The 24,309-nt window shown below is 37.4% G+C and carries 26 protein-coding genes and 1 pseudogene; 17 read left to right on the plus strand and 10 right to left on the minus strand.

What is annotated here, in order from left to right; translation table 11 throughout:
* Nucleotides 1-250 precede the first annotated feature (250 nt).
* The 3 genes from BMMGA3_RS05100 to BMMGA3_RS05110 all read left to right on the plus strand — a co-directional run bounded on the left by BMMGA3_RS05100 (nucleotide 251) and on the right by BMMGA3_RS05110 (nucleotide 2,383).
* Nucleotides 251-799 (plus strand): peroxiredoxin, encoded by a 549-nt coding sequence (locus BMMGA3_RS05100; protein WP_003348753.1) that lies wholly within the window; start codon nucleotides 251-253, stop codon nucleotides 797-799.
* A gap of 113 nt (nucleotides 800-912) precedes the next feature.
* The gene (locus BMMGA3_RS05105) at nucleotides 913-1,368 is read left to right on the plus strand and encodes a TlpA family protein disulfide reductase (protein ID WP_003348755.1); all 456 of its coding nucleotides are present in this window, start codon (nucleotides 913-915) and stop codon (nucleotides 1,366-1,368) included.
* A 106-nt stretch (nucleotides 1,369-1,474) separates the two neighbouring features.
* Nucleotides 1,475-2,383 (plus strand): DUF4349 domain-containing protein, encoded by a 909-nt coding sequence (locus BMMGA3_RS05110; RefSeq protein ID WP_003348757.1) that lies wholly within the window; start codon nucleotides 1,475-1,477, stop codon nucleotides 2,381-2,383.
* A 32-nt stretch (nucleotides 2,384-2,415) separates the two neighbouring features.
* Here BMMGA3_RS05110 and rnjA read toward each other — a convergent pair whose 3' ends face one another.
* From rnjA to BMMGA3_RS17140, 4 genes are all read right to left on the minus strand, one after another.
* Nucleotides 2,416-4,083 carry a ribonuclease J1 gene (gene rnjA / locus BMMGA3_RS05115; RefSeq protein ID WP_003348758.1) on the minus strand — a complete coding sequence of 556 codons (1,668 nt, stop codon included), beginning with the start codon at nucleotides 4,081-4,083 and terminating at the stop codon, nucleotides 2,416-2,418.
* A gap of 3 nt (nucleotides 4,084-4,086) precedes the next feature.
* On the minus strand, nucleotides 4,087-4,299 hold the full coding sequence (locus BMMGA3_RS05120) for a DNA-dependent RNA polymerase subunit epsilon (protein ID WP_003348762.1): 213 nt from the start codon (nucleotides 4,297-4,299) through the stop codon (nucleotides 4,087-4,089).
* 483 nt (nucleotides 4,300-4,782) lie between these two features.
* Entirely contained in the window at nucleotides 4,783-5,337 is a 555-nt protein-coding gene (def, locus tag BMMGA3_RS05125; protein ID WP_003348763.1) for a peptide deformylase, read from the minus strand.
* A gap of 153 nt (nucleotides 5,338-5,490) precedes the next feature.
* Nucleotides 5,491-5,622 (minus strand): YjcZ family sporulation protein, encoded by a 132-nt coding sequence (locus tag BMMGA3_RS17140; RefSeq protein ID WP_003348764.1) that lies wholly within the window; start codon nucleotides 5,620-5,622, stop codon nucleotides 5,491-5,493.
* Between the two features lie 751 nt (nucleotides 5,623-6,373).
* Here BMMGA3_RS17140 and pdhA point away from each other — a divergent pair.
* The 4 genes from pdhA (at nucleotide 6,374) to lpdA (ending at nucleotide 11,351) form a co-directional block, all read left to right on the plus strand.
* On the plus strand, nucleotides 6,374-7,489 hold the full coding sequence (gene pdhA / locus BMMGA3_RS05130; RefSeq protein ID WP_003348765.1) for a pyruvate dehydrogenase (acetyl-transferring) E1 component subunit alpha: 1,116 nt from the start codon (nucleotides 6,374-6,376) through the stop codon (nucleotides 7,487-7,489).
* 3 nt (nucleotides 7,490-7,492) lie between these two features.
* Entirely contained in the window at nucleotides 7,493-8,470 is a 978-nt protein-coding gene (locus BMMGA3_RS05135) for an alpha-ketoacid dehydrogenase subunit beta (protein WP_003348766.1), read from the plus strand.
* A gap of 108 nt (nucleotides 8,471-8,578) precedes the next feature.
* Complete coding sequence (locus tag BMMGA3_RS05140) at nucleotides 8,579-9,937, plus strand: dihydrolipoamide acetyltransferase family protein (RefSeq protein WP_003348767.1); 1,359 nt, start codon at nucleotides 8,579-8,581, stop codon at nucleotides 9,935-9,937.
* A 4-nt stretch (nucleotides 9,938-9,941) separates the two neighbouring features.
* Nucleotides 9,942-11,351, plus strand: a complete 1,410-nt coding sequence (lpdA, locus tag BMMGA3_RS05145) for a dihydrolipoyl dehydrogenase (protein WP_003348768.1) — start codon at nucleotides 9,942-9,944, stop codon at nucleotides 11,349-11,351.
* Between the two features lie 575 nt (nucleotides 11,352-11,926).
* Here the strand turns inward: lpdA and BMMGA3_RS05155 are convergent.
* On the minus strand, nucleotides 11,927-12,361 hold the full coding sequence (locus BMMGA3_RS05155) for a DUF1885 family protein (protein WP_003348770.1): 435 nt from the start codon (nucleotides 12,359-12,361) through the stop codon (nucleotides 11,927-11,929).
* A gap of 153 nt (nucleotides 12,362-12,514) precedes the next feature.
* Between BMMGA3_RS05155 and BMMGA3_RS05160 the strand changes: the two genes are divergently transcribed.
* Both BMMGA3_RS05160 and BMMGA3_RS05165 read left to right on the plus strand, forming a co-directional pair.
* Nucleotides 12,515-12,814, plus strand: coding sequence for a DUF3055 domain-containing protein (locus tag BMMGA3_RS05160; protein WP_003348771.1), 300 nt, complete (start codon nucleotides 12,515-12,517; stop codon nucleotides 12,812-12,814).
* 450 nt (nucleotides 12,815-13,264) lie between these two features.
* Nucleotides 13,265-13,387, plus strand: coding sequence for a GapA-binding peptide SR1P (locus BMMGA3_RS05165; protein ID WP_003348773.1), 123 nt, complete (start codon nucleotides 13,265-13,267; stop codon nucleotides 13,385-13,387).
* Between the two features lie 122 nt (nucleotides 13,388-13,509).
* On the opposite strand, the gene BMMGA3_RS05170 is transcribed toward BMMGA3_RS05165, so the two are convergent.
* A complete protein-coding gene (locus BMMGA3_RS05170; RefSeq protein WP_003348775.1) occupies nucleotides 13,510-14,979 on the minus strand; it encodes an aminotransferase class I/II-fold pyridoxal phosphate-dependent enzyme in 1,470 nt (489 codons plus the stop codon).
* 212 nt (nucleotides 14,980-15,191) lie between these two features.
* Here BMMGA3_RS05170 and BMMGA3_RS05175 point away from each other — a divergent pair, with 212 nt between their 5' ends.
* The 4 genes from BMMGA3_RS05175 (at nucleotide 15,192) to BMMGA3_RS05190 (ending at nucleotide 17,971) form a co-directional block, all read left to right on the plus strand.
* On the plus strand, nucleotides 15,192-16,160 hold the full coding sequence (locus BMMGA3_RS05175; protein WP_003348776.1) for an NAD(P)H-dependent flavin oxidoreductase: 969 nt from the start codon (nucleotides 15,192-15,194) through the stop codon (nucleotides 16,158-16,160).
* A gap of 66 nt (nucleotides 16,161-16,226) precedes the next feature.
* Nucleotides 16,227-16,502: a UPF0223 family protein gene (locus BMMGA3_RS05180; RefSeq protein WP_003348778.1), complete on the plus strand. Its 276-nt coding sequence runs from the start codon at nucleotides 16,227-16,229 to the stop codon at nucleotides 16,500-16,502.
* A gap of 185 nt (nucleotides 16,503-16,687) precedes the next feature.
* Complete coding sequence (locus tag BMMGA3_RS05185) at nucleotides 16,688-16,882, plus strand: hypothetical protein (RefSeq protein WP_003348780.1); 195 nt, start codon at nucleotides 16,688-16,690, stop codon at nucleotides 16,880-16,882.
* 288 nt (nucleotides 16,883-17,170) lie between these two features.
* A complete protein-coding gene (locus BMMGA3_RS05190) occupies nucleotides 17,171-17,971 on the plus strand; it encodes an inositol monophosphatase family protein (protein ID WP_003348784.1) in 801 nt (266 codons plus the stop codon).
* Nucleotides 17,972-18,191: 220 nt separating this feature from the next.
* Here BMMGA3_RS05190 and BMMGA3_RS05195 read toward each other — a convergent pair.
* Together BMMGA3_RS05195 and BMMGA3_RS05200 are read right to left on the minus strand one after the other, a co-directional pair.
* Nucleotides 18,192-19,489 (minus strand): annotated as a pseudogene (locus tag BMMGA3_RS05195) (Nramp family divalent metal transporter).
* 298 nt (nucleotides 19,490-19,787) lie between these two features.
* Nucleotides 19,788-19,967: a YlaF family protein gene (locus BMMGA3_RS05200; protein WP_003348787.1), complete on the minus strand. Its 180-nt coding sequence runs from the start codon at nucleotides 19,965-19,967 to the stop codon at nucleotides 19,788-19,790.
* Nucleotides 19,968-20,131: 164 nt separating this feature from the next.
* Here BMMGA3_RS05200 and typA point away from each other — a divergent pair, with 164 nt between their 5' ends.
* Genes typA through BMMGA3_RS05215 form a run of 3 tightly spaced genes read left to right on the plus strand, consistent with a single transcriptional unit; the run spans nucleotide 20,132 to nucleotide 22,607 of the window.
* Nucleotides 20,132-21,976 carry a translational GTPase TypA gene (gene typA, locus BMMGA3_RS05205; protein ID WP_003348788.1) on the plus strand — a complete coding sequence of 615 codons (1,845 nt, stop codon included), beginning with the start codon at nucleotides 20,132-20,134 and terminating at the stop codon, nucleotides 21,974-21,976.
* A gap of 18 nt (nucleotides 21,977-21,994) precedes the next feature.
* Entirely contained in the window at nucleotides 21,995-22,309 is a 315-nt protein-coding gene (locus BMMGA3_RS05210) for a YlaH-like family protein (protein WP_003348790.1), read from the plus strand.
* A gap of 10 nt (nucleotides 22,310-22,319) precedes the next feature.
* Complete coding sequence (locus BMMGA3_RS05215; protein WP_003348792.1) at nucleotides 22,320-22,607, plus strand: hypothetical protein; 288 nt, start codon at nucleotides 22,320-22,322, stop codon at nucleotides 22,605-22,607.
* A 109-nt stretch (nucleotides 22,608-22,716) separates the two neighbouring features.
* On the opposite strand, the gene BMMGA3_RS05220 is transcribed toward BMMGA3_RS05215, so the two are convergent.
* Nucleotides 22,717-22,917, minus strand: a complete 201-nt coding sequence (locus tag BMMGA3_RS05220; protein WP_003348794.1) for a YlaI family protein — start codon at nucleotides 22,915-22,917, stop codon at nucleotides 22,717-22,719.
* Nucleotides 22,918-23,157: 240 nt separating this feature from the next.
* On the opposite strand from BMMGA3_RS05220, the gene BMMGA3_RS05225 reads away from it, so the two are divergent.
* Nucleotides 23,158-23,613: a pyridoxamine 5'-phosphate oxidase family protein gene (locus BMMGA3_RS05225; protein ID WP_003348795.1), complete on the plus strand. Its 456-nt coding sequence runs from the start codon at nucleotides 23,158-23,160 to the stop codon at nucleotides 23,611-23,613.
* Between the two features lie 59 nt (nucleotides 23,614-23,672).
* On the opposite strand, the gene BMMGA3_RS05230 is transcribed toward BMMGA3_RS05225, so the two are convergent.
* The gene (locus BMMGA3_RS05230; RefSeq protein ID WP_003348797.1) at nucleotides 23,673-24,251 is read right to left on the minus strand and encodes a YhcN/YlaJ family sporulation lipoprotein; all 579 of its coding nucleotides are present in this window, start codon (nucleotides 24,249-24,251) and stop codon (nucleotides 23,673-23,675) included.
* Nucleotides 24,252-24,309: the final 58 nt, after the last annotated feature.

Here is a 24,309-nt window from a genome sequence, read left to right on the forward strand (position 1 = left end):
AACTATAAACGTGAGAAGAAGAAAATATTAACAGATCCAGTACAATTATTAATAAGGAATAAATATGTGTGATAAGGGAAAAACAATTAATGGCATTTTCTTAGAATAATAATTAATCTTTATTTAAATAAATTATAATTTAATATTGACTAAAAATAAGCCTTGTACTATAATGATATTCGAATGGATGTAAATGGGACAAGCCTTTAAGGGTTTGCCCATTTAATAAATATAAATGGAGGGATAATTAATGCCAGAACGTATGGTAGGAAAACAAGCACCACGTTTTGAAATGGATGCAGTCATGCCAAACAAAGAATTTGGGAAAGTAAGCCTTGAGGAAAATATGAAAAAGGGTAAATGGACAGTTCTTTTCTTCTATCCAATGGACTTTACATTTGTTTGCCCGACTGAAATTATTGCATTATCTGACCGTTACGATGAGTTTGAAGATCTTGATGCTGAAGTAATTGGCGTTTCTACAGATACAATTCACACTCACTTAGCATCGATTAAAACTGACCGTAAAGACAATGGTCTTGGAGATATCAAATATCCATTAGCAGCTGATACAAACCATGTTGTTTCTCGTGAGTATGGCGTACTTATTGAAGAAGAAGGCGTTGCACTTCGCGGACTATTCATTATCAACCCAGAAGGCGAGTTAATGTATTCAGTTATTAACCACAACAATATCGGCCGCGATGTAGATGAAACGCTGCGTGTTCTTCAAGCTCTTCAAACTGGCGGACTTTGCCCTGCAAACTGGAGACCAGGACAAGCAACTTTGAACGTTTAATACCATTTTCAATTTAAAAAGGCCTAACCATTGCAGTTAGGCCTTTTAATTAGATAAATCGTAACGAAGCTTTCTAAATCGTTCATGATTTGTGCATGAAGGAGAAGATTGAAATGAAATTACGCGAACCAATGCCTGAGTTGACCGGTGCAACAGCATGGTTAAATGGAGAAGTTACAAGGGAACAGCTTATAGGTGAAAAACCTACACTAATTCACTTCTGGTCAATCAGCTGCCATTTATGCAAAGAAGCAATGCCTCAAGTAAATCAATTTCGAGATGAATATAAAGACAAACTAAATGTTGTTGCTGTCCATATGCCACGTTCCGAAAATGATCTAGATATTGAAGATATTAAAAAAGTAGCAGCGGAGCATGGAATCACCCAGCCAATTTTCGTTGACAGCGAGCTTAAGTTAGCAGATGCATTTGAAAATCAATATGTTCCAGCGTATTATGTATTTGATAAAGACGGGAACCTTCGCCACTATCAAGCTGGCGGAAGCGGAATGAAAATGCTTGAGAAACGTGTAAATCGTGTCTTGAGTGAAACTGAACAAAGCGCATAGTAAAGATTGGTCTATTGGCCAATCTTTTTTTATACTGTGCATTTGATGTAACTTTTAATAAGGTGCAACGTCTCAGTATGTAAAGAATGAAGGGACGTGGCGATAAATGAAGTTAAGGTGGTTTTTTTATCTGTTTGTTTTTCTTATTCTCATACTCACCGGCTGCAGCAGCAAAAGTGTCGAGAGAAAAAGTGTCGAAAACAGTAATATCGAATCAACAGGTTCCAATACTATGTCAAGTCGCGATATTGGCAATAAGGAGAAGGGAGAAGAAACTGCAGAAACAATAGGTGAAGAAACAAACAACAATCAAACTTTGGCGGCAACAGATCGTAAGGTTATTTATCATGCGGAGTTGAATCTAAGTGTTAAAAATTTTAATAAAGCCCAAGCGTCAATTGAAGAAAAGGCTAAAAAATTTGGAGGCTATATCGTTGATTCAAATGTCTATCGTGACGGAGAAGGACATGTAGAAGGTACGTTAACGCTTAGAATCCCTCAAGATAAGTTTGATGCATTTCTGAAAGATGCAGAAAGAGAGGCTGTTGAAGTTCTGTCACGCCATGTCAGCGGCCAAGATGTAACAGAAGAATATGTAGATTTGGAGTCAAGATTGCGGTCAAAAAAAGCGGTCGAAGAACGTCTGATTACTTTTATGAAAAATGCTCAGAAGACGGATGATTTATTGAAGATCTCTACTGATTTATCAAAAGTTCAGGAGGAAATCGAACAATTAACAGGGAAAATAAGATATTTTCAGAACCAGACTGTTTTTTCTACAGTTTCAATTACTTTAAATGAGAACAAAATTGTTATTCCTGAAATTAAAAAAGAGGATTTGAATACTTGGGAAAGAACAAAAAAACAATTTGCCGAAAGCTTAAATCTTCTCTTAACAGCATTTTCCGGAATGACAGTCTTTATATTCGGAAACTTGCCAATTTTATTGTTGATCGTGTTAGCAGGAGTATGTGTTTATTTGATGGTGAAAAAATATAAGAGGAAAAGCAAATAAAAAAGCCAGCGCACAAATGCTGGCTTTTTTTATTAAACTTCCATAATAATCGGCAGGATCATTGGCCTACGTTTTGTTTTTTCATATAGGAACGGTGCAAGTGTATCAGTAATTTCATTCTTGATTTCTGACCATAGTGTTGTTTTTCTTTCCATTACTTTATTAAGATGTTTTGTAATTAATGTTTGGGCATCATTGATAAGGTCACCCGACTCCCTCATATAGACGAAACCGCGTGAAATAATATCAGGACCGGCAGCAATTTTAAAATCTTTCATATTAATGCTGACAACAACAACAACCAGTCCTTCTTCAGATAAAATTCTGCGATCTCTTAAAACAATATTTCCTATATCGCCGACACCGCTCCCGTCAATATACACAGAACCTGAAGGGATTTTTCCAGCTACTCTTGCTTCGTCTTGGCTTAAAGCAAGAACTTCACCGTTGTCCATAATAAAGCAGTTTTCCTCAGGTACTCCGCAATCCACAGCGAGTTTTACATGCATTTTCTGCATCCGGTATTCTCCGTGGATCGGCATAAAGAATTTAGGCTTCATTAAGCGCAGCATTAATTTTTGTTCTTCTTGTCCACCATGGCCTGATGTATGAATGTCATTTAACGAACCATGGATAACCTCCGCTCCGGCTCGGTAAAGAAGGTTGATTGTTCTGCTAACGCTTATCGTATTCCCCGGGATTGGAGAAGAAGAGAAGACAACTGTATCTCCCGGAATAATTTGTATTTGACGGTGTGTGCCATTGGCAATTCGTGAAAGGGCAGCCATTGGCTCTCCCTGGCTTCCTGTACAAAGAATAGTTACTTGGTTCGCAGGAAGTCGATTAATGTGCTGTGCATCGATAAACGTATCTTTAGGCGCACGGATATAGCCTAAATCTCTGCCGATCTCAATTGCTGCCTCCATGCTTCGTCCAAATACAGCGATTTTCCTGCCATTCATGACAGCCGCTTCTGTTACTTGTTGAAGACGATGGATGTTTGATGCAAACGTCGCAAAAATGATGCGGCCATCTACTTTTCGGAAGATGTCTTGAATGCTTTCTCCGACGCGACGTTCTGACATAGTGAAATTTGGTATTTCACTATTGGTACTGTCAGAGAGCAAGCACAAGACTCCCTCTTTACCGATTTCAGCCATTTTTGTTAAATTAGCAGGTTCGCCAACTGGAGTAAAATCAAATTTAAAATCGCCTGTGTGAACGATTTGACCTGGAGGCGTTTTAACGACAATTCCGTATGAATCAGGTATGCTGTGGGTCGTTCGGAAAAATGTAACCGAAGTTTTGCGGAACTTAATGACGTCATCTTCTTTAATTTCAAAAAGCTTTGCATTTCTAAGAAGTCCATGTTCTTCCAGTTTGTTTTTTATTAAGCCTAATGCCAATTTTCCGCCGTAAATTGGAATATTTATTTCTCTGAGCAGGTATGGAATTCCACCTATATGGTCTTCGTGTCCATGTGTAACGAAAAGGCCTTTAATTTTGTCTTCGTTCTTAATAAGGTATGTGTAGTCAGGTATGACGTAATCGATACCCAGTAATTCGTCTTCAGGAAACTTGATCCCAGCATCAATAAGGATGATTTCATCCTGAAACTGAACCGCATACGTATTTTTGCCGATCTCCCCAAGTCCTCCAAGGGCAAACACGGCAGTTTGATCATTTTTTACAAATTTCATAAATTATTCAATCTCCAATACTTTAAAGTCTTCTTTTTGTTGTTCATATTCTAGAAAAGCTCCCGAAATAGGTTGTATAAATTCAATGTTTATATCCCGGTCTGCTAGTTTAGAACGAACATCTCTTTCTGATTCAGCTTCAATATAAAGAGTTTTTGTTTTTTCCCTTACTGGCACTTGGGTCATTGATTCCTGATAGAATACTTTGAAAATCATTTAAATTCTCTCCTTACTCCAAAATAACTTTTTTATTATATATAAAAATAAAGTGTATTTCATTATTTTTAACCGGTATGTCACTAAAATCAGGAAAAATTTAGATTATAAGTGAAAAGTATGTAAACAACTGATTATCAATTTACAATAAGGAAGGAGCCCTTCGCAAGCTTGAAGGGCTCAAAAAAACATTTTAGGCAATTGATTTTTTACGAAGCAATTCTTTCCACTGTTTTAAAAGCTTTTTTCTGAGCTTCTTTAACATAGTGGATCAACTCCTTACTACTTATTTTAAACAATCCTTGTCCAAAGTAAAGCAATCAAGGAAAATGTTTAAAAAGAATACTTTTTAATAAGGGCGCTTTTTATTATATTATATGATAAATTATTGCTTTTTTTCATGGGGAAAACTGGAAAAGATTTGTAAATATTCGTAGTGCTAAAGAACCGGTCATCCCAGTTCTTTACTTAAATAGAAGATTATTATCGTTCGATTGGGATTGCGTTTTCAATTGGCTTAAAAGGATCTTGTTTATCAATATGATCATAAAACATAATGCCGTTCAAATGATCGATTTCATGCTGAAACACAATAGCCGGCAAACCTCTTAATCGCAGTTTGACTTCATTTCCTTCAATATCAAAACCTTTTACGGTAACGCGGGCATATCTTGGCACATAACCTGGGATGGATTCGTCAACAGACAGGCATCCTTCTCCAGATGTTAAATAAGCCCTCTCAACAGAATGGCTTACGATTTTAGGATTGAATAGAGCATAACTGTAAAGAGTCCCTTTTTCGTCATGGACATGGACAGCGATCATACGCTTTGAAACATTTATTTGCGGTGCGGCAAGACCAATCCCTGGCCTCAAGCCATACTTTTCTGAAATTTCCGGGTTTTGGCTGTTTTTTACATATTCCAATAAGCTTTTTAATATACGTTTATCCTCATCTGACGGAGGCAATGTAACTTCTTCAGCAACTTTTCGTAAAGTTGGATGCCCGTCACGGATGATGTCTTCCATCGTAATCATAGTTACACACTCCTTATGGCTCTGCAATACATGTATAAGCAGCTCTTTGCTAGTAAGTACGATTTTAGTCTAACAAAGAAGGGAAAAAAAGTTAACAAAAAAAGAAGATGTTAAAAACACCTTCTCATTTCTAACTCCTCGTGCTCTCCGCTTTTAGTAGTTCCAGCAGGCACAGCCAACGATGATGAGGAGAATAAATAAAACTACGATTAACGCAAATCCTTTTCCGTATCCGTGGCAGGAACTTGGATAACAACCATAACCGTATCCACCATAACCGTACATAAGGATAACCTCCCCTAAAAAAGTATATCGTCCAGAAATGATATATAACCGGCGATTACTATAGCCTATGAGTGTAAAAACCAAATTGTATAGGCCTGTGCCCAGGCATAATTGATTTAATAAGGAATACAATGGGAAATAGATAAGCCATAAAAGTCAAAGAATTCAATAAATTCACAGAAAATTATAATAAAGCGAAAAGAAATTTTTAAGAAAAAGCAAATATCAGAGAAAAATCCCATTAAAAGAATCAGCATCTAATGCTGGTTCTTTTTTATGCGTTGCTATGAATTTTCTTTATTATAACACATTCAGAATCTAGCGAAGTTTTATAGTACAGTTTGTTATTTTCTAATAATACAGTTTGGAATTTGGTTAAATATCATTACGAATATGAAAACGTATAAAAACTTATAATTAGTATTTGACGAGCATCTTTTTTATATGTAAACTTAAAATGCAAAGGGTTGTTGTATTAATGTTGTTTGAAATTTCATTAATACAGGATGGGAGAATCGTGAAAATTACAATTGAACGTTATTAAATATCAAACTTGTGGAAAACTGCATAGAGTGTGGTTATTCATTACAAAAAAAGGAAGTTGTTGATATTCTTTCGCTTGACAGCATGATTCAACGGCCCGAAAGACATTACAGGTTTCTATTTAGCCTTACATTTGGGTAACCTATATTTATATTTTTACTACTATCCATTTTAATTTTATTTATAAAGAAAGGAAGAGGTGGCAAAGATGGCTTCTAAAACAAAGAAGGAACTATTGGATGTTAAACATTCGCTTGAAAAAATTGAGCAGCAGTTCGAAACGTTTCAAATTCTAAATGAAAATGGGGAAGTCGTAAATGAAGCGGCAATGCCGGAATTAAGTAATGAACAATTACAAGAATTAATGCGCCGCATGGTTTATACACGTATTCTCGACCAACGTTCCATTTCATTAAACCGCCAGGGACGATTAGGTTTCTATGCGCCTACAGCAGGCCAGGAAGCTTCTCAGCTTGCATCACAGTTCGCATTAGAAAAAGAAGACTTTATTTTGCCTGGATATCGTGATGTGCCGCAATTGATCTGGCACGGCTTGCCATTATATCAAGCATTCTTATGGTCCCGCGGCCATTTTCAAGGAGGACAAATTCCTGAAGGAGTTAATGTAATTCCTCCACAAATTATTATAGGTGCCCAATACGTTCAGGCTGCAGGCGTTGCACTGGGCATGAAAAAACGCGGAGCCAAATCTGTTGCGATCACTTATACAGGTGACGGCGGAGCTTCACAGGGTGACTTCTACGAAGGAATAAACTTTGCCGGTGCTTTTAAAGCTCCAGCTATTTTTATTGTGCAAAATAACCGCTTTGCGATTTCTACACCTGTTGAAAAGCAATCTGCAGCAAAAACTATTGCTCAAAAAGCTGTTGCAGCTGGAATTCCTGGAATCCAAGTTGATGGAATGGATCCTTTGGCAGTTTACGTTGCTGTACGCGATGCCCGAAAACGCGCTATTAATGGTGAAGGACCTACTTTAATCGAAACATTAACATACCGTTACGGTCCGCACACAATGGCGGGAGATGACCCAACTCGTTATCGTTCAGCCGATCTAGACAATGAATGGGAAAAGAAAGATCCGATTGTTCGTTTCCGTAAGTTCTTGGAAAACAAGGGAATTTGGAACGAAGAAATGGAAAATGAAATTATCGAAAAAGCGAAAGAAGACATTAAAGAGGCGATCAAAAAAGCGGATGAGGCACCAAAACAAAAGGTGACTGATTTAATGTCTATTATGTATGAAGAAATGCCTTATTATTTAAAAGAACAATATGAAATCTATAAAGAAAAGGAGTCGAAGTAAGCCATGGCGCAAATGACAATGATTCAAGCAATCACGGATGCGTTACGCACGGAAATGAGAAATGATCCGAATGTATTAGTTTTCGGTGAAGATGTGGGCGTAAACGGCGGTGTTTTCCGTGCAACAGAAGGCCTTCAGCAAGAATTTGGCGAAGACCGTGTGTTTGATACGCCGCTGGCTGAATCCGGAATCGGCGGATTAGCAATTGGTCTTAGTTTACAAGGCTTCCGTCCGGTGCCTGAAATTCAGTTTTTCGGTTTTGTTTACGAGGTAATGGATTCTATTAGCGGTCAAATGGCCAGAATGCGTTATCGTTCCGGAGGCCGGTACAATGCCCCGATTACTATTCGTTCGCCTTTTGGAGGCGGGGTGCATACTCCGGAGCTTCATGCTGATAGCTTAGAAGGCTTAGTAGCACAGCAGCCAGGTTTAAAAGTTGTCATCCCTTCAACTCCTTATGATGCGAAAGGTTTATTAATTTCTGCTATACGTGATAACGATCCGGTTATTTTTCTTGAGCATATGAAATTATACCGTTCTTTCCGTCAGGAAGTACCTGAAGAGGAATACACAATTCCTTTAGGTAAAGCAGATATTAAACGGGAAGGTTCTGATTTATCAATTATTACTTATGGGGCAATGGTGCATGAATCCCTAAAAGCTGCTGAAGAACTTGAAAAAGAAGGCTACTCCGCAGAAGTGATTGATTTGCGTACAATTGTTCCACTTGATATTGAGACAATAATTTCTTCAGTGGAAAAAACTGGCCGTGCGATCGTTGTGCAGGAAGCACAAAAACAAGCAGGTATTGCAGCAAATGTTGTCGCAGAAATCAATGACCGTGCCATCCTAAGCCTGGAAGCGCCAGTATTGCGAGTAACAGCTCCTGATACAGTATACCCGTTCCCTCAAGCGGAATCTGTCTGGCTTCCAAACTATAAAGACATCATTGAAACGGCGAAAAAAGTTTTGACTTTTTGATTAAACTATTTGTGATGGAAAGAAAAGGGGCATGAATTGATTGCCCCTGTGTACGAAATATAACGAAGCTGCAAATCAAGCAACGTAAACATAGGAGAGTGATTCCAAGTGGCATTTGAATTTAAATTGCCTGACATTGGTGAAGGTATTCATGAAGGTGAAATCGTCAAGTGGTTTGTAAAGCCAGGTGACAAAGTTCAGGAAGATGACGTTTTATGTGAAGTACAAAATGATAAAGCAGTAGTAGAAATTCCTTCTCCGGTTGCAGGTACGGTTGAAAAAATATTAGTTGAAGAAGGTACTGTGGCTACTGTCGGACAAGTTTTGATCACTTTCGATGCTCCGGGCTATGAGAATTTGAAATTTAAAGGCGACGAAAGTGTAGAAGAAGTGCCAAAGAAAAATGAAAAGACAGAAGCTCAAGCACAAACAAGCTCAGAATCCGGACAGGATGTTAAAAAAGATGCAAATAGGGAAGAATCAAAAGGTGCAGTTAAAGCAGAGTCTCCTGTTAAGACAGAGGTCGATCCTAACCGTCGTGTGATCGCAATGCCTTCTGTTCGCAAATATGCCCGCGACAATGGTGTTGATATTCGTCTTGTTGCTGGTTCCGGTAAAAACGGACGTATCTTAAAAGAAGATATTGATGCATTCTTAAAAGGCGGTCAGGTTAAAGATGAAACACTGAAAGCGGATCAAGATCAAACAGTTAAACCACAAATAGAAGCAAATGCAGCACCGGCACCAGCTGTTCCACAAGGTCAATATCCGGAAACACGAGAAAAAATGAGCGGAATTCGCAGGGCAATCGCCAAAGCCATGGTAAACTCTAAACATACGGCTCCACATGTTACACTTATGGACGAAGTAGATGTAACAAAACTTGTTGCCCACCGCAAGAAATTCAAAGAAATCGCGGCAGAAAAAGGTATTAAGCTTACATTCCTGCCGTATGTGGTAAAAGCATTAACAAGTGCTTTACGTGAATATCCAGTATTAAATACTTCACTTGATGACGCAACAGAAGAAATTATCTATAAACATTATTATAATATCGGAATTGCTGCAGATACAGACAGAGGTTTATTAGTTCCGGTAGTGAAAGATGCTGACCGCAAATCAATATTCCATATTTCAAAAGAAATCAATGATTTGGCAACAAAAGCCCGTGAAGGTAAATTGACGCCAGATGAAATGAAAGGCGCTTCATGTACAATTACAAATATCGGGTCAGCCGGCGGTCAATGGTTTACACCGGTTATTAACCATCCTGAAGTGGCCATCCTCGGAATCGGCCGAATTGCTGAAAAACCTGTAGTAAAAGATGGCGAAATTGTTGCAGCTCCAGTATTGGCTTTATCGTTAAGCTTTGACCACAGATTGATTGACGGTGCAACAGCTCAACATGCATTAAACCACATTAAACGTTTATTGAACGATCCAGAACTATTGCTAATGGAGGCGTAAAAAAATGGTTGTAGGAGATTTCCCTATTGAAACAGAAACTCTTGTCATTGGTGCAGGCCCAGGCGGGTATGTAGCTGCAATCCGTGCAGCACAGCTTGGACAAAAAGTAATGATTGTTGAGAAAGGAACAGTGGGCGGTGTTTGTCTGAATGTTGGATGTATTCCTTCAAAAGCTTTAATTTCTGCCGGACACCGTTATGAAATAGCAAAAAATTCCGAATCAATGGGAATTATTGCTGATAATGTGAAAGTAGATTTCTCAAAAGTTCAAGAATGGAAAGCCTCAGTTGTCAAAAAGCTGACTGGCGGTGTTGAAGGACTCTTAAAAGGGAATAAAATAGATATTGTGCAAGGAGAAGCATACTTTGTAGATGCAAATACCGTCCGTGTAATGGATGAAAATTCAGCTCAAACTTATAAATTTAAAAATGCAATTATCGCTACTGGTTCGCGTCCAATTGAATTGCCTTCAATTAAATTTTCAAAACGTGTACTTGATTCCACTGGTGCTTTGAGCCTTCAGGAGGTTCCAAATAAAATTGTCGTCATCGGCGGTGGATATATTGGAATAGAATTAGGCGGAGCATATGCAAGCTTTGGGTCTCAAGTCACAATCCTTGAAGCTGCAGATGAAATTTTAAATGGCTTTGAAAAACAAATGACTGCACTTGTTAAGCGTAACCTAAAGAAAAAAGGGGCAGAAATAATTACTAAAGCACTGGCAAAAGGTGTTGAAGAAAAAGAAAACGGTGTTGTCGTCACATACGAAGTGAAGGGCGAAGAGAAAAGCATCGAGGCTGATTATGTATTTGTTATGGTTGGCCGCCGTCCAAATACAGATGAACTCGGTTTAGAACAAGTGGGAATTGAAGTGAATGAAAAAGGCATTATTAAAACTGATAAACAATGCCGAACTTCTGTAAGCAATATTTTTGCAATTGGCGATGTTGTTGAAGGTTTTGATTTAGCTCATAAAGCATCTTATGAAGGAAAAATTGCCGCAGAAGTGATTGCCGGCCAAAACTCAGAAATCGATTATCTTGGTATTCCTTCAGTAGTCTTTTCAGACCCTGAATTAGCTTCTGTTGGATACACGGAAAGTCAAGCGAAAGAAGAAGGAATTGAAGTCATTGCAGCGAGATTCCCATTTGGGGCAAACGGCCGTGCGCTTTCACTGAACAGCAGTGAAGGATTTATGAAGCTGGTTACACGTAAAGAAGACGGACTAGTAATCGGTGCGCAAATTGCCGGTCCGAGCGCTTCTGATATGATTGCTGAATTGGGTCTTGCGATTGAAGCTGGAATGACAGCTGAAGACCTCGCCATGACAATCCACGCTCATCCAACTTTGGGCGAGATTACGATGGAAGCCGCAGAAGTAGCTTTAGGCACACCGATCCATATTTTAAAATAAAAGCCAATCAAGGGGCTGACTTATTAGGGTCTGACTCCCTCCAACAATGACAATGTATAGCATGGTTTTAGTACCGTTTGGCTATATGTTGTATTTGGAGGGGTCTGACCCTTTGTTTATGAGTTAGCCTCTGTATAATAAGAGTTACGTCAAAATATTTACAAGTTCAGATTTAAAAATATCTTGTACCTTATCAACATATATTACCTATACAAGCTTTTTTAGCTGTGTAAAGGGGATATATTGTTATATAAATGGCGGTGGTGTTCTATGAAGATATATACTGTTATTTTAGTGCAGTTGATACTATGGAGTGGATATACTTTTTTGGAATGGCTATCAAAGCATGATCACCCGATATACAATGTTTTGATGTTTTTAGTGTTTTTTTACTTAGCTATCATTGCCGGAAATTTTTTTATGAATTCAACCAAAAAAACGATGCTTGTTACTTTAATAAGTCTTGCATTGTATGGCACATTTCAAATTACGATGTCTTGGTTAAGTATATAAAACAAATAAAGTATGTCTTATGATCATAGAAAACGAAATTTCAATGGATTATTTATTGTTGTTTACTTTCTTGGATAATAGTACATAATTCGTCCATTAAACAAATGCAGTTCTCCTTGCAGCTTCTTAGCAAGGAATTTACAAAACTCATTTGCTTTTCCTTTATCTCCAAATGTTGAGCTCTCAGGAAGAGTAATTTGTATGTATGTTTGTTCCATTTCTGTTCCATCATCACTAACAATTGTTTCTTTATCAACCCCAATTATGATTGTACGATAGCGGTCCTGGTTAGAAAACAAATAAAACCATTTCCCTTTTGCTTCTTCATTTTCTTTAATTTCATAAGGAAAAGCTGCATCTTCATAGTTCCAATCAAGCTGGTCGCCAGTTTTCGAAGTAATGTTTTTATAATAAAGAAGAAGTTCTTTTACCTCTTCTAATGTAATATCCTTTTTGGCCGATGAAGAAACAAGTTTAATATATGCATTCGTTGCCATCATTCATCCCCTCTTATTCTCCCAATTTAATTGTTATTTATATTCTAGCTTGATAAAAATTACCTGACAACTTATTAAAAAGAAAAAATCGGTTGCCAAAACTAAAGTTTTGAATTATAATAATTTTCTAACTATGAAAAAAGGAGGTATGTTATGAAATTTTTCGAAAAACTTTATGATGAATATGAAAAAGTGAAAGTTCGATTTGTTGGGTTTGCGACTGATCAGACACGTTATGACTTTGGAATCGTGTATACAAGTATGTTTTTCGGAAAACCGCTTTTTGTCTGCATGCAAACAGGCCGCTCAGCCCTCCTTGATCCAAGAGACCTCGAAGATACTGATTATTTAATGAAGACTTTCCGTATTCAGGATGAACAACAGGTTGCTGATTTAGTGGAATTTTTCCAAGAAGCTTTGCCTTCTACTCCTTTCGAACCTCAATATGACTAAGAACAAAGGAGAAAGTGCCTCATTTAGTCCCGACAAGGAAAAGACCAAACACGCAAAGAGCAAATAGATTCTGGATTGAATTGGTTAGCCCAGCCAGGGCTGGGCGCAATTTGAAAAGCTAGCGCTTTTCTTCGTGCGATAAATCGGTTCCGAAATGTTCCTTGTGGAGACTGACCAATTTAAATTCAAAGTCATACACAGTGAATGAGATTTTTCATATTGTTAAAAACCTAAAAGCAGGCCTTGTAAGGCCTGTTTTTCATAAATGTGTTATACTAATTATAAAAATAATCGAAAAAAAATTAAATAAAAGTAAAAAATCCGCAAATTTTTTTAATAATGTTACATAATAAGGCTTGAATTTTTAAATGTGTTATATTATTATTCTATTAAAGATGTTTAAGCGCTTTCAGAACTTGATATACAACTTTAGGAAGGGGAGATTGAAAAATGGGTACGATTGTATGTCAAAAATGTAACTCAACGATAGATCATTTTGAAGCTGAGAAAGTAACTGTTCTTTATTCAAAAAACTGTAATTGTTGCGATAAAGAGAATGAAGAGCAAGAATAATATATAGATAGGTTAAGAGCATGTGAAAAAATTTCACGTGTCTTTTTTTTGTGTGTGGAAAAGTAGCGGAGCTGCGCTAACAAAAATTAAAACCTTCCATGGACTGGAAGGTTTTTTTATGCTTAACGGATTGCTTTATGTTCTTTTATCACTCTTAATGTTTTTAGTTCATAATCTTCAGGGCCTTGTACCGGGAGACCAGCCTCTATGTTCTTCTTAATATAAAGAAGGTTTTCTTTTGTAATTATTTCTCCTGGGATAAAGATTGGAATTCCTGGCGGATAAACCATGACAAATTCAGCAATAATCCGTCCTTCCGATTTTTCAAAAGGTACAACTTCAGTTTCTGCATAAAATGCATCTCTTGGAGTTAATGCTAATACCGGAATATCGGGAAGCATGACTTGAACCTTTACTTTTTCTGCTTGATGATGAAATTCTTTTGATAAATTCTTCAAAGCTTCAAGCAGAATTTGTGCTTCTTTTTCAGTATCACCAGGAGTAACAATGCAAAGAATATTGTATAAGTCTGACAATTCGACTTCAATATTATATTTTTCCCTCAGCCATTTCTCAGCATCATATCCGGTGATCCCTAAATCTTTAACAGAAATAGTTAATTTAGTCGGATCATAATCAAAGGTTGCTTTTGAACCGAGGATTTCATCGCCAACACAATATAAGTGTTCAATTTCATTTATTTTTTTTCGCAGCGATTGTGCAAGTTCAATAGTCTTATCTAATAATTCTTTTCCTTCTGTGGCCAACCTCTTTCTCGCTACATCTAAGGAAGCAAGGAGTAAATAAGAAGTTGATGTAGTTGTCAACATGCTTAAAATCGATTGAACTCTTTTCGGAGAAATAAGACCTTCACGAACGTTCAAGATGGAACTTTGAGTCATTGACCCTCCAAGTTTATGAACGCTCGACGCTGCCATGTCTGCACCTGCTTGCATAGCCGAGAGAGGAAGGTCATCATGAAAATGGATATGAGTACCATGGGCCTCATCGACAAGAACAGGAACATTATATTTATGGGCAATCGAAACGATCTCTTTTAGATCAGCAACCATTCCAAAATAAGTAGGATTAATAACAAGAACACCTTTCGCATCTGGATGCTGTTCGAGTGCCTTTGCTACTGCTTCTGTTGTAATCCCGTGAGAAATTCCGAGATTTTCATCAATTTCCGGGTGAATAAAAATCGGGACAGCCCCTGAGAAAACAATTGCAGACATAACGGATTTATGGACATTTCTAGGAACGATAATTTTGTCGCCAGGTCCGCAAACAGACATAACCATTGTCATGATCACGCCACTTGTTCCTTGAACAGAGAAAAAAGTATGATCAGCTCCAAAAGCTTCAGCGGCAAGATCCTGAGCTTCCTTAATAATTCCTTTCGGCTGATGGAGATCATCAAGAGGACCGATATTTATTAAATCAATTGATAATGCATTATCACCAATAAAATTTCGAAAATCCGGGTCGATTCCTGCACCTTTTTTATGACCTGGAATATGAAACTGAACCGGATTTTTTTTGGCATGTTTTATTAGACCGCTAAATAACGGAGTTTGAGATTGATGCAATGTTGTCACACCTCTTTATCAATAATCAATGAAGAAAAAGTCATAAAACAAATGAATTATAGCATCTATCCATTTCTTTGCAAAGGGAGAAATTTGTAAAAACAGCTGTAATTTTTCACCGTTAATGTAGTTTACTTTAGTTTTAGAAACAGACAGGAAAATAACATGGAAACAGCGAATTAACTCAATAACAACTGTTTGGAGGCACAGACATGAATTGGAATACTAGGGTTACTGAATTATTGAATATTCATTATCCAATTATACAGGGGGGGTTGGCATATTTAGCTTATTCAGAGTTGGCTGCGGCAGTATCAAATGCTGGAGGATTGGGGCAAATTACAGCCATGTCACTCGGAAGCCCTCAGGCTTTAAAAGAAGAAATTCAAAAAGTAAGAGCCTTAACAGATAAACCGTTTGGTGTTAATTTTGCAATCGGGCAGCATGGCAGACCTTTTTCTGATATGCTCGATATTGCGATACAAGAACAGGTTCCGGTTATCTCCATGACAGGCGGAAACCCTGCACCTATTTTTGAACAATTGGAAGGAACTAATATAAAAAAACTAGTTCTTGTTGCTGCGAAGAGACAGGCACAGAAAGCAGAAGAGTTGGGTGCTGATGCTGTTATGGTAGTAGGACAAGAAGGGGGTGGCCATCTAGGTAGAAATGACATTGGAACGATGGTCCTTGTTCCACAAGTTGTCGATGCAGTTAAAATTCCGGTCATTGCTTCGGGGGGAATTGGCGACGGAAGAGGGTTGATGGCAGCTCTAAGTCTAGGGGCAGAAGGAATCGAAATGGGCACAAGATTTATTGCAACAAAAGAATGTGTACATGCACATGAAATTTATAAAAAGCAGCTTGTAGAGGGTACAGAAAATGATACGGTTATTATTAAGAAGTCTCTAGGTGCTCCCGCAAGAGTCATCTTAAATTCATGGGCTGAAAAAATTCTTGAGCTTGAAAAAGAAAACGGAGGCTATGAGGCGTTAAAGGACCTAATAAGTGGAACAGCAAATAAACGATTTATTTATGAAGGAAAAATCAATGAAGGATTTGCATGGGCAGGCCAAGTTATGGGGCTGATTAAAGATATTCCCTCTGTAAAGGCATTAATTGATCGCATGATTCGAGAGGGAGAAGAAATCCGTAAACGGTGGGGAATTAAACCTATTTAAAAAAGTACATTTCGAGAAATATACAAAAACAGATATATAAGATGTCAGACAGTAGGAGTGTTGAAATTGGAATATCAGTATCCGATTGATTATGATTGGTCCACTGATGAAATTGTGGATGTCATTAAGTTTTTTGAAGCTGTCGAGAAAGCATATGAAAAAGGAGTTAACCGTGATGAATTGCTTAATGCTTATCGACGTTTTAAAGAAATAGTTCCAGGCAAGGCACAAGAAAAAAAGCTTTGCAGCAAATTTGAAGAAGTTAGCGGTTATTCCCCATATAAGACTGTAAAAACCGGCAAAGAGGCGAATTCAGGTGATATGATAAAAATGAGAAGTTGAAAACAAATGCATGGGAAAAAATACTCCAACATAGTTTACGCCATTGTATATAAAGGGTTTAAGTAATTATAAATTTGATATTTTTAGTAAAAAAAAATGTTGCAACTAAAATGGATAGCTCATAATATAATATTAATAATAATCAGAAAATTAGATCTACTAAAATTGGAAGGGGTGTTTTTTCAATGAAGCAATTAATAAATTCGACAAGGAAGAAAAATAAAGACATGGAAAGAACAGCTGTATTAAGGCTTGAAATGGATTATGAATTGGCAACACTTTTTGAAGCCATCAATGAAAAAAATGAAGAAAAGAAGAATGAATGCAAGAAAAATCTGGAAAATATCAGACAAGAATTGCTCAAACTTAAGGCTTTGTAAAAATTGTCTGAAAAAGGAGTACATGTTAAGGGAAAATGGGAAAACAAAATAAGTGGCTTAAGTGTTAAAAACGAACTCCTGAAAGATAAGTGGGGGTTCGTTTTTGTTTCCAACAAAATAGAGTATATGATGAAAGTAAAACAATGGAATTTTCGGTTGGCTAGAAAGTAAAAAACTTGAAAGGTTCAAATATTTCCATTAAGCTTTTAGTAAATTTATGTGTCTAAAACGATCTTGTTTATACTTAAGATGGGAGCATGTGACAGTTTTCATTATTGGAGGATTAATATGACGAATTGGAAAGAAATTGATAAAAATGCAAAAGCATGGATAAAAGAAGCTGGAGAAAGAATTAAGGACTCTTTTCCGAAAACTTTAGATGTTCAGGCAAAATCAAATCCTAATGACCTAGTTACAAATATTGATAAGGAAACAGAACAATTCTTTATTACAAAGATAAAAGAAATATATCCTGATCATTACATATTAGGTGAAGAAGGATTTGGCGATAAGCTGCATAATGAAAAGGGAATCGTCTGGATTATTGATCCGATAGACGGAACGATGAACTTTGTTCATCAACAAAGAAATTTTGCAATTTCTGTTGGAATTTATGAAAATGGTATCGGTAGAATCGGATTAATTTACGATGTTGTCCATGATGAACTGTACCATGCATTTAAAGGAGAAGGTGCTTATTTAAATGGAAAACCCCTCCCTCCCCTTAAGGAAGTTTCTGTTTCTGAAGCGATTATTGGTATTAACGCCACGTGGATTACGCCAAATAAACGAATTGATCCGACCTATCTCGCAGCTCTTGTTAAAGATGTGAGAGGAACAAGATCCTATGGATCGGCTGCCCTTGAAATTACATATGTTGCTGCTGGCAGATTGGATGCCTATATTTCTTTGCGCCTTGCTCCATGGGACTTTGCAGCAGGTATCGTGATCATTGAAGAGCTTGGAGGTGTAGTGTCTTCATTGAGAGGGGAACCAATAAAGATTATGGAAAAAAACTCTTTATTTGTCTCAAAACCTGGGCTCCATGGCGCGATTTTGAAAAAATATTTGAAGGACGGCAATTGGTGATATTTTGATAAATTTGCTCAGACAGGTTAACATTTTTATTTTTGTTAGCATCGCTCCGCCTCTTTTCCACATTAAAAGAAGCTGTCTCAAAAACCAGAGGGTCAGACCTCATAACACAATATATAGGACATAATATTGGATAAATGTGCTATATATTGATAAACGAACATGGGGTCAGACCCTTATGAGACAGCCTCTTCTTATTTCATTACTGTATATTTTATAAACCTAAGAACGTCTGAAAAAGAAGAAACACATTTAGCGATATGACTAACACTGCCACAAACCATGCAAGAATGGTTGTAACACGGTGATTAACCAAGCTCCCCATCAAACGGCGATCACTTGTAAATATAATTAAAGGGATTAAGGCAAATGCAATCCCAAATGACAGTACTACTTGGCTGATGACCAGTGCATGTGTTGGATTGATGCCAAGAGCAATTATTACAAGTGGAGGGATCACCGTAATAAGACGTCTAAGATACACCGGAATTCTTCTCTTTATAAATCCTTGCATAATAATATCGCCAGACATCGTTCCCACCGATGAACTTGATAAACCAGATGCAAGAAGACTAATGCCAAAGAGAATGGCTGACAAAGGACCGACTAAATGGCCGAACTCTTGAAAAGCTACATCCAGCCCTTGAATATTTAAGCCATTTTTGTAGAAGAGGGCAGCTGCTACGATCATCATGCTAGCATTTACAGCTCCTGCAATGAACATGGCGATTAAGATATCAATAAATTCAAAGCGAAAAATTTTTTGACGATCTTCCTCCGTTTTTCCAACTACTCTTCGTTGTGTTAGAGCTGAATGAAGATAAATGGCATGAGGCATTACCGTTGCACCGAGAATACCTGCTGCAAGCAAAATGCTGTTTACCCCCTTAAATTGTGGCACAAAAAATCCGTTTAACATTGGACTGATTTCAGGTTTGGCAAAAAAGATTTGTGCAATGAATGCGAATACAACAATAAAGAGCAGACCAGTTATACCTGCTTCAAGAGAACGGAACCCCCGGCGCTGAAGTTCAAGGATTGCAAAAGAGCCCGCTGCAGCAATCAATGCTGAGGGAAGTAATGGTAGACCAAAGAGTAAATAAAGCCCTAAAGATGCACCAATAAATTCTGCGAGATCCGTAGCCATGACGACCAATTCCCTTGAATCCATAGTCCGATAGAAATCGGTTTAGGAAATTTTTCGCGAGCGACTTCAGGCAAGTTTTTACCTGTTGCAATCCCTAATTTTGCAGACATAGATTGAATCAAAACAGCCATTAAATTGGAAATAAGAACCACCCACAAAAGCAGGTATCCATATTGTGATCCTGCAGAAATATTTGTTGCAAAGTTTCCTGGATCAATATAGGCGATAGCTGCAATAAAGGCTGGACCTAAAAAAGGGAGTATTTTTTTAATTCCGCGGGTTTGCCCTCTTAAAGAAGCTTGTGCAGAGTGAATGGTTGTACTGCTAACAGATGCATGTTCTTGCCTAACGGTATTCTCATTCATATATTACCCCCCTAAAAATCAGATTTCTTTATTTTCCCTCATACATATGTTTTTCCTAAGACCAAATTTTAAAGTAAAAAAATGTACATTTAAAAGTAATGTTTCTCATATGCAAATTATATTCTTAAACCCATCTTTTAGGCAATACTTATTTTATTCTAATATTCTGAACAATGCGACTATAAAAAGATTTATGTGAATGGAGATTCGATGGTTTTTGGGGAAGATAGCTGTAAAAGAACATCGTCTCGATTAAAAAAGGGAGGACGATGTTCTTTCTTTCGTGGATTTATTTATTCTAGTCATTTTCCATCATTTTTCGTTTCATTTTAAAACCAAATCCCATGACAAACATGAGCAGCACGATAGAAACGATGGCCCCAACTATGCTTCTTTCTGCAATGGCTATCCCAATTCCCATGATGCAAAAAGCAGCAGCAATGGCGAACAATAAAAAAATCCATTTAATCTCTTTCACGTAATTTCCTCCTCCGAGAACAACAAAACCACTTTTCTGTTTTGGAGTTTCACCTTATTTTACATAAAAACATTCTTAGTTTCTAGATCATATGTGTTATAATACATTAGTTATAATAATATTAACACTAAATTTTCCTTTATTAGAGGCAGGAGTGACCTTATTTGAAAATAAGAGAAGATATACGCAACATTGCTATAATTGCCCACGTTGACCATGGGAAAACAACACTTGTTGACCAGCTGTTAAAGCAAGCTGGTACATTCCGATCAAATGAACATGTTGAAGAGCGTGCGATGGATTCAAATGACCTCGAAAGAGAAAGAGGCATAACGATTCTTGCAAAGAATACAGCGATACAATATAAAAACACGAAAATTAATATTCTTGATACGCCTGGGCATGCCGATTTTGGCGGTGAAGTAGAACGGATTATGAAAATGGTTGATGGAGTCCTTTTAGTCGTTGACGCATATGAAGGATGTATGCCACAAACCCGTTTTGTTTTAAAAAAGGCGTTGGAACAAAATTTGACCCCTATTGTTGTCGTGAATAAGATCGACAGGCCCTTTGCTCGGCCGGCAGAAGTAGTAGATGAAGTGATAGATTTATTCATTGAACTTGATGCTAGTGAAGAACAGTTAGAATTTCCGGTAATATACACTTCAGCGATAAACGGAACTGCAAGTACCGACCCAACAAAGCAGGATGAAAACATGCAAGTGTTGTATGATGCAATCATTGATCATATTCCTGCTCCGGTCGATAATCGGGAAGATCCGCTTCAGTTTCAAGTATCGCTCCTTGATTACAATGACTATGTCGGAAGAATCGGAATTGGACGAATTTTCCGTGGAACGATGAAAGTGGGTCAGCAAGTTGCATTAATGAAGCTTGATGGTTCTGTAAAACAATTCCGAGTGACGAAAATGTTTGGTTTCTTTGGATTAAAACGTCAAGAAATTCAGGAAGCATATGCAGGAGACTTAATCGCTGTATCAGGAATGGAAGAAATTAATGTCGGTGAAACGGTTTGTCCGGTTGAACACCAAGAGGCGCTTCCTATATTAAGGATTGATGAACCAACATTACAAATGACATTCCTTGTAAACAACAGTCCGTTTGCGGGCAGAGAAGGTAAATATTTAACAGCAAGAAAAATTGAAGAAAGACTTCGTGCACAATTACAAACCGATGTTAGTTTACGAGTTGAGAATACCGACTCACCGGATGAATGGATTGTTTCCGGAAGAGGAGAACTTCATTTATCGATATTAATTGAAAACATGCGGCGTGAAGGTTATGAACTTCAAGTATCAAAGCCTGAAGTCATCTTAAAAGAAATTGATGGCGTTCTTTGTGAACCAATTGAACGTGTTCAAATTGATATCCCTGAAGAACATACTGGAGCGGTAATGGAATCAATCGGCGCCCGCAAAGGGGAATTACTCGATATGATTAATAATGGAAATGGCCAGGTGAGGCTGATTTTTAATGTACCGGCCCGCGGATTGATCGGCTACACTACAGAATTTTTAACGATGACACGCGGTTACGGCATCATAAATCATACTTTTGACAGCTATCAACCTATGCAGCCCGGCCAAGTTGGCGGCAGACGCCAGGGAGTGCTCGTTTCAATGGAGACAGGCAAGGCTACAACATATGGTATTATGCAAGTTGAAGACCGTGGAACCATTTTTGTTGAACCTGGTACGGAGATTTACGAAGGCATGATTGTCGGAGAGCATACACGTGAGAATGATATAACGGTCAACATTACAAAAGTTAAGCAGGCGACCAATATTCGTTCTGCAACGAAAGACCAGACGGTAACGATTAAAAAACCGAGAATTATGACACTTGAGGAAGCATTGGAGTACTTGAATGATGACGAGTATTGTGAAGTAACCCCGGAATCAATTCGTTTACGTAAAAAGATTCTTGATAAAAATGAACGTGAACGATTGGCTAAGAAAAAGAAGTATGCTGAAATGGGCAAAAATTAATGGGGAGGTTGAAAAGTAATGGATGTGACGGAGCGTTTGTCCTTTTTTGCTGCCTTATATAAAGTGGATGAAAATCCAGAGAAAGGTATGTGGATGCTATATTTAACAATTGTCGTCTTATCCATCATTGTGTATAAGCTCGGATTTGCTAAAAAACTTCCTATTTTAAAATCATTCATTATATATCTTTTTTTAATCCTTGGATGTACGATTTTGACTTTCCTAGGAGCCTTCCTTCCAGTAGCTGAAGGGCTTGTTGTAGCAGCTTTAATCCTGATTATTTATAAAATTCGTCTTCGTCAGGAAAAAAAGCAGGAAGCGAATACAAACTAGGGGAGTAATGATGAGATCATTACAGGATGCTTTATATAATTGGCTGACCATCAAAATTGTAAGCGATGAACGGCCTGATGATACGGCAGCAGCAGAAACTAAGAACTTTTTTCAACAAATATTAAAAGAGGATCATGGGATAGAGGAAATTGAAGTTAAGAAAGATGGTGTGATGTACATTTTGCATTATCGTAAAGATGAAGAATGGAAAAAAACAGTGTTTCCCTGTGAACTTATTGAAGTAATGATCAACCAGATAAACGAAGAACCGGAGAAATTTCCGAATTATCCCGAATAGGAACGAGGCTGACTCAAAAACAAAGGGCCAGACCCCCTCTAATATAGAGGAAGTTAAACCCTTTTGAGTCAGCCTTGTTCTTACAACATAAGGCACTTTCCTTTTCTTATTACCATTCATCGTCTTGCGATCGCGGCTTATTAAGGCGAAATTTGCCTGTAGCGATTCTTGCTCTTGTTTTTTCTGCAATTCTCCGATCGCACTCATTGCACATGTACGTATGAATGGGACGATTTCTAAGCCGTTTTGCTAATGGAGATTCATCTTCAATGGATTCAATCTTATCACATAAGACACATTTTACTCTCATTTCAACACCTCAATTGGATCTACTTTAAATAGTAGCATACTGTATTGCTTGGAGAAACAAATCAAGAAACGAATGCGCAGCATTTCGATGTGGGCTGGACAAAGTGTTCGCGGTTTTTTTATTATATTATAGAATGCCGATTCATTTCGAGTGGACAAATTGATTAGATAATGATGTTTAAGTTTCTTCATTACAGGTATAGTAGTAATGTGTGCAAAATTTAGGGGAGGGTATGAGAGAATGGCTAATCAAGTTGAACCTAAGTTAATAAAGCCTTTATATGATGAACTGCAAAAAGAACGTTTTGTCGTTCTTGCGACGATTGATTTTGAAACAGGCGGTCCAAATGTAAATGCCATTTCCTGGATATATGCGAAAGATGATGAAACGATTTATTTTGCTATTGATAACAGATCGAGAATAGTCCAAAACATAAAAAATAACAACAAAGTTGTTATCAATATTATTGCGAATGAATCCACATATTCAATTAGCGGCGAAGCTAGTGTAAAACAAGAAAAAATGGAAGGGGTTCCACTTAAATTAGCTCTCATTGAAGTAAAGATTAAGGAAGTAAGAGATGTCATGTTTTATGGTTCAAAAATTGTTACAGAACCAGAATATGATAAAACATATGACAAAAATGCCGCTGCCCGTTTAGACAAACAGGTTATGGATGCAATGAAAAATGCTTAGTCGCAGAGACTAAGCATTTTTCATTGCAGTACAAAGCAAAAATTAGATTCAAAATCTTATTATTTCTGATAATTGGATTGTTTTTGCTGTTCTTTATCCAGTTCTTTTTTTTGTGATTTTTTCAGTTTATCCTTCGGTTTTTCTGTTGCATTTTTTGGCTTTGGTTCAATCATGTCAGACGGCACTTCAGGCATAAGACGTCCGGTAATATCAGAAAGTTCGTTCATGATTCCTTGTATTGGTTCCCCATTTTGAATATCCTGAGAAATTTCCTTAAGCCGCGCATTCATATCCGGGTCAGCAACTACAACTGCTCTTGCGCCAAAGGGATCGTGTTTCAAGCTTTCAGCGACGGAATATTTGATTGTGCCAACTTCCGATCGCTCGATATTAGAATCAACATCAATACCAACAATGGCATACTTTCCAAATACTACTGCAGTGGCACCATTTACATCAGGGATGCTAGTAGCCAGTTTAACTAAGCGACGGGAAATTTCCTGTCCAGTTTTTCTGTTCACTTCTTCGATTGCAGTGTTTTTCACATTAACTAAATTTTGTTTTTCTGCTCCATCGTTTTGTGGATTACAAGCTGAAATTGTTAAAAGGAATAAGACTAATAGCATAGCTCTGTACATACTGATTACCTCCGTCTTTAATAAAAGAACTTATTTTTGTGTATATTTGAATTGAAGA

It is taken from the genome of Bacillus methanolicus MGA3, from assembly GCF_000724485.1.
GTDB classification, from domain to species: Bacteria; Bacillota; Bacilli; order Bacillales; family Cytobacillaceae; genus Bacillus_Z; species Bacillus_Z methanolicus_A.

Excerpts from the sequence above, each read along its gene's own strand:
- BMMGA3_RS05100 (WP_003348753.1), top strand. The coding sequence starts at position 251 with ATGCCAGAACGTATGGTAGGAAAACAAGCACCACGTTTTGAAATGGAT.
- BMMGA3_RS05105 (WP_003348755.1), top strand. The coding sequence starts at position 913 with ATGAAATTACGCGAACCAATGCCTGAGTTGACCGGTGCAACAGCATGG.
- BMMGA3_RS05110 (WP_003348757.1), top strand. The coding sequence starts at position 1,475 with ATGAAGTTAAGGTGGTTTTTTTATCTGTTTGTTTTTCTTATTCTCATA.
- rnjA (WP_003348758.1), bottom strand. The coding sequence starts at position 4,083 with ATGAAATTTGTAAAAAATGATCAAACTGCCGTGTTTGCCCTTGGAGGA.
- BMMGA3_RS05120 (WP_003348762.1), bottom strand. The coding sequence starts at position 4,299 with ATGATTTTCAAAGTATTCTATCAGGAATCAATGACCCAAGTGCCAGTA.
- def (WP_003348763.1), bottom strand. The coding sequence starts at position 5,337 with ATGATTACGATGGAAGACATCATCCGTGACGGGCATCCAACTTTACGA.
- BMMGA3_RS17140 (WP_003348764.1), bottom strand. The coding sequence starts at position 5,622 with ATGTACGGTTATGGTGGATACGGTTATGGTTGTTATCCAAGTTCCTGC.
- pdhA (WP_003348765.1), top strand. The coding sequence starts at position 6,374 with ATGGCTTCTAAAACAAAGAAGGAACTATTGGATGTTAAACATTCGCTT.
- BMMGA3_RS05135 (WP_003348766.1), top strand. The coding sequence starts at position 7,493 with ATGGCGCAAATGACAATGATTCAAGCAATCACGGATGCGTTACGCACG.
- lpdA (WP_003348768.1), top strand. The coding sequence starts at position 9,942 with ATGGTTGTAGGAGATTTCCCTATTGAAACAGAAACTCTTGTCATTGGT.
- BMMGA3_RS05155 (WP_003348770.1), bottom strand. The coding sequence starts at position 12,361 with ATGGCAACGAATGCATATATTAAACTTGTTTCTTCATCGGCCAAAAAG.
- BMMGA3_RS05160 (WP_003348771.1), top strand. The coding sequence starts at position 12,515 with ATGAAATTTTTCGAAAAACTTTATGATGAATATGAAAAAGTGAAAGTT.
- BMMGA3_RS05165 (WP_003348773.1), top strand. The coding sequence starts at position 13,265 with ATGGGTACGATTGTATGTCAAAAATGTAACTCAACGATAGATCATTTT.
- BMMGA3_RS05175 (WP_003348776.1), top strand. The coding sequence starts at position 15,192 with ATGAATTGGAATACTAGGGTTACTGAATTATTGAATATTCATTATCCA.
- BMMGA3_RS05185 (WP_003348780.1), top strand. The coding sequence starts at position 16,688 with ATGAAGCAATTAATAAATTCGACAAGGAAGAAAAATAAAGACATGGAA.
- BMMGA3_RS05190 (WP_003348784.1), top strand. The coding sequence starts at position 17,171 with ATGACGAATTGGAAAGAAATTGATAAAAATGCAAAAGCATGGATAAAA.
- BMMGA3_RS05210 (WP_003348790.1), top strand. The coding sequence starts at position 21,995 with ATGGATGTGACGGAGCGTTTGTCCTTTTTTGCTGCCTTATATAAAGTG.
- BMMGA3_RS05215 (WP_003348792.1), top strand. The coding sequence starts at position 22,320 with ATGAGATCATTACAGGATGCTTTATATAATTGGCTGACCATCAAAATT.
- BMMGA3_RS05220 (WP_003348794.1), bottom strand. The coding sequence starts at position 22,917 with ATGAGAGTAAAATGTGTCTTATGTGATAAGATTGAATCCATTGAAGAT.
- BMMGA3_RS05225 (WP_003348795.1), top strand. The coding sequence starts at position 23,158 with ATGGCTAATCAAGTTGAACCTAAGTTAATAAAGCCTTTATATGATGAA.
- BMMGA3_RS05230 (WP_003348797.1), bottom strand. The coding sequence starts at position 24,251 with ATGTACAGAGCTATGCTATTAGTCTTATTCCTTTTAACAATTTCAGCT.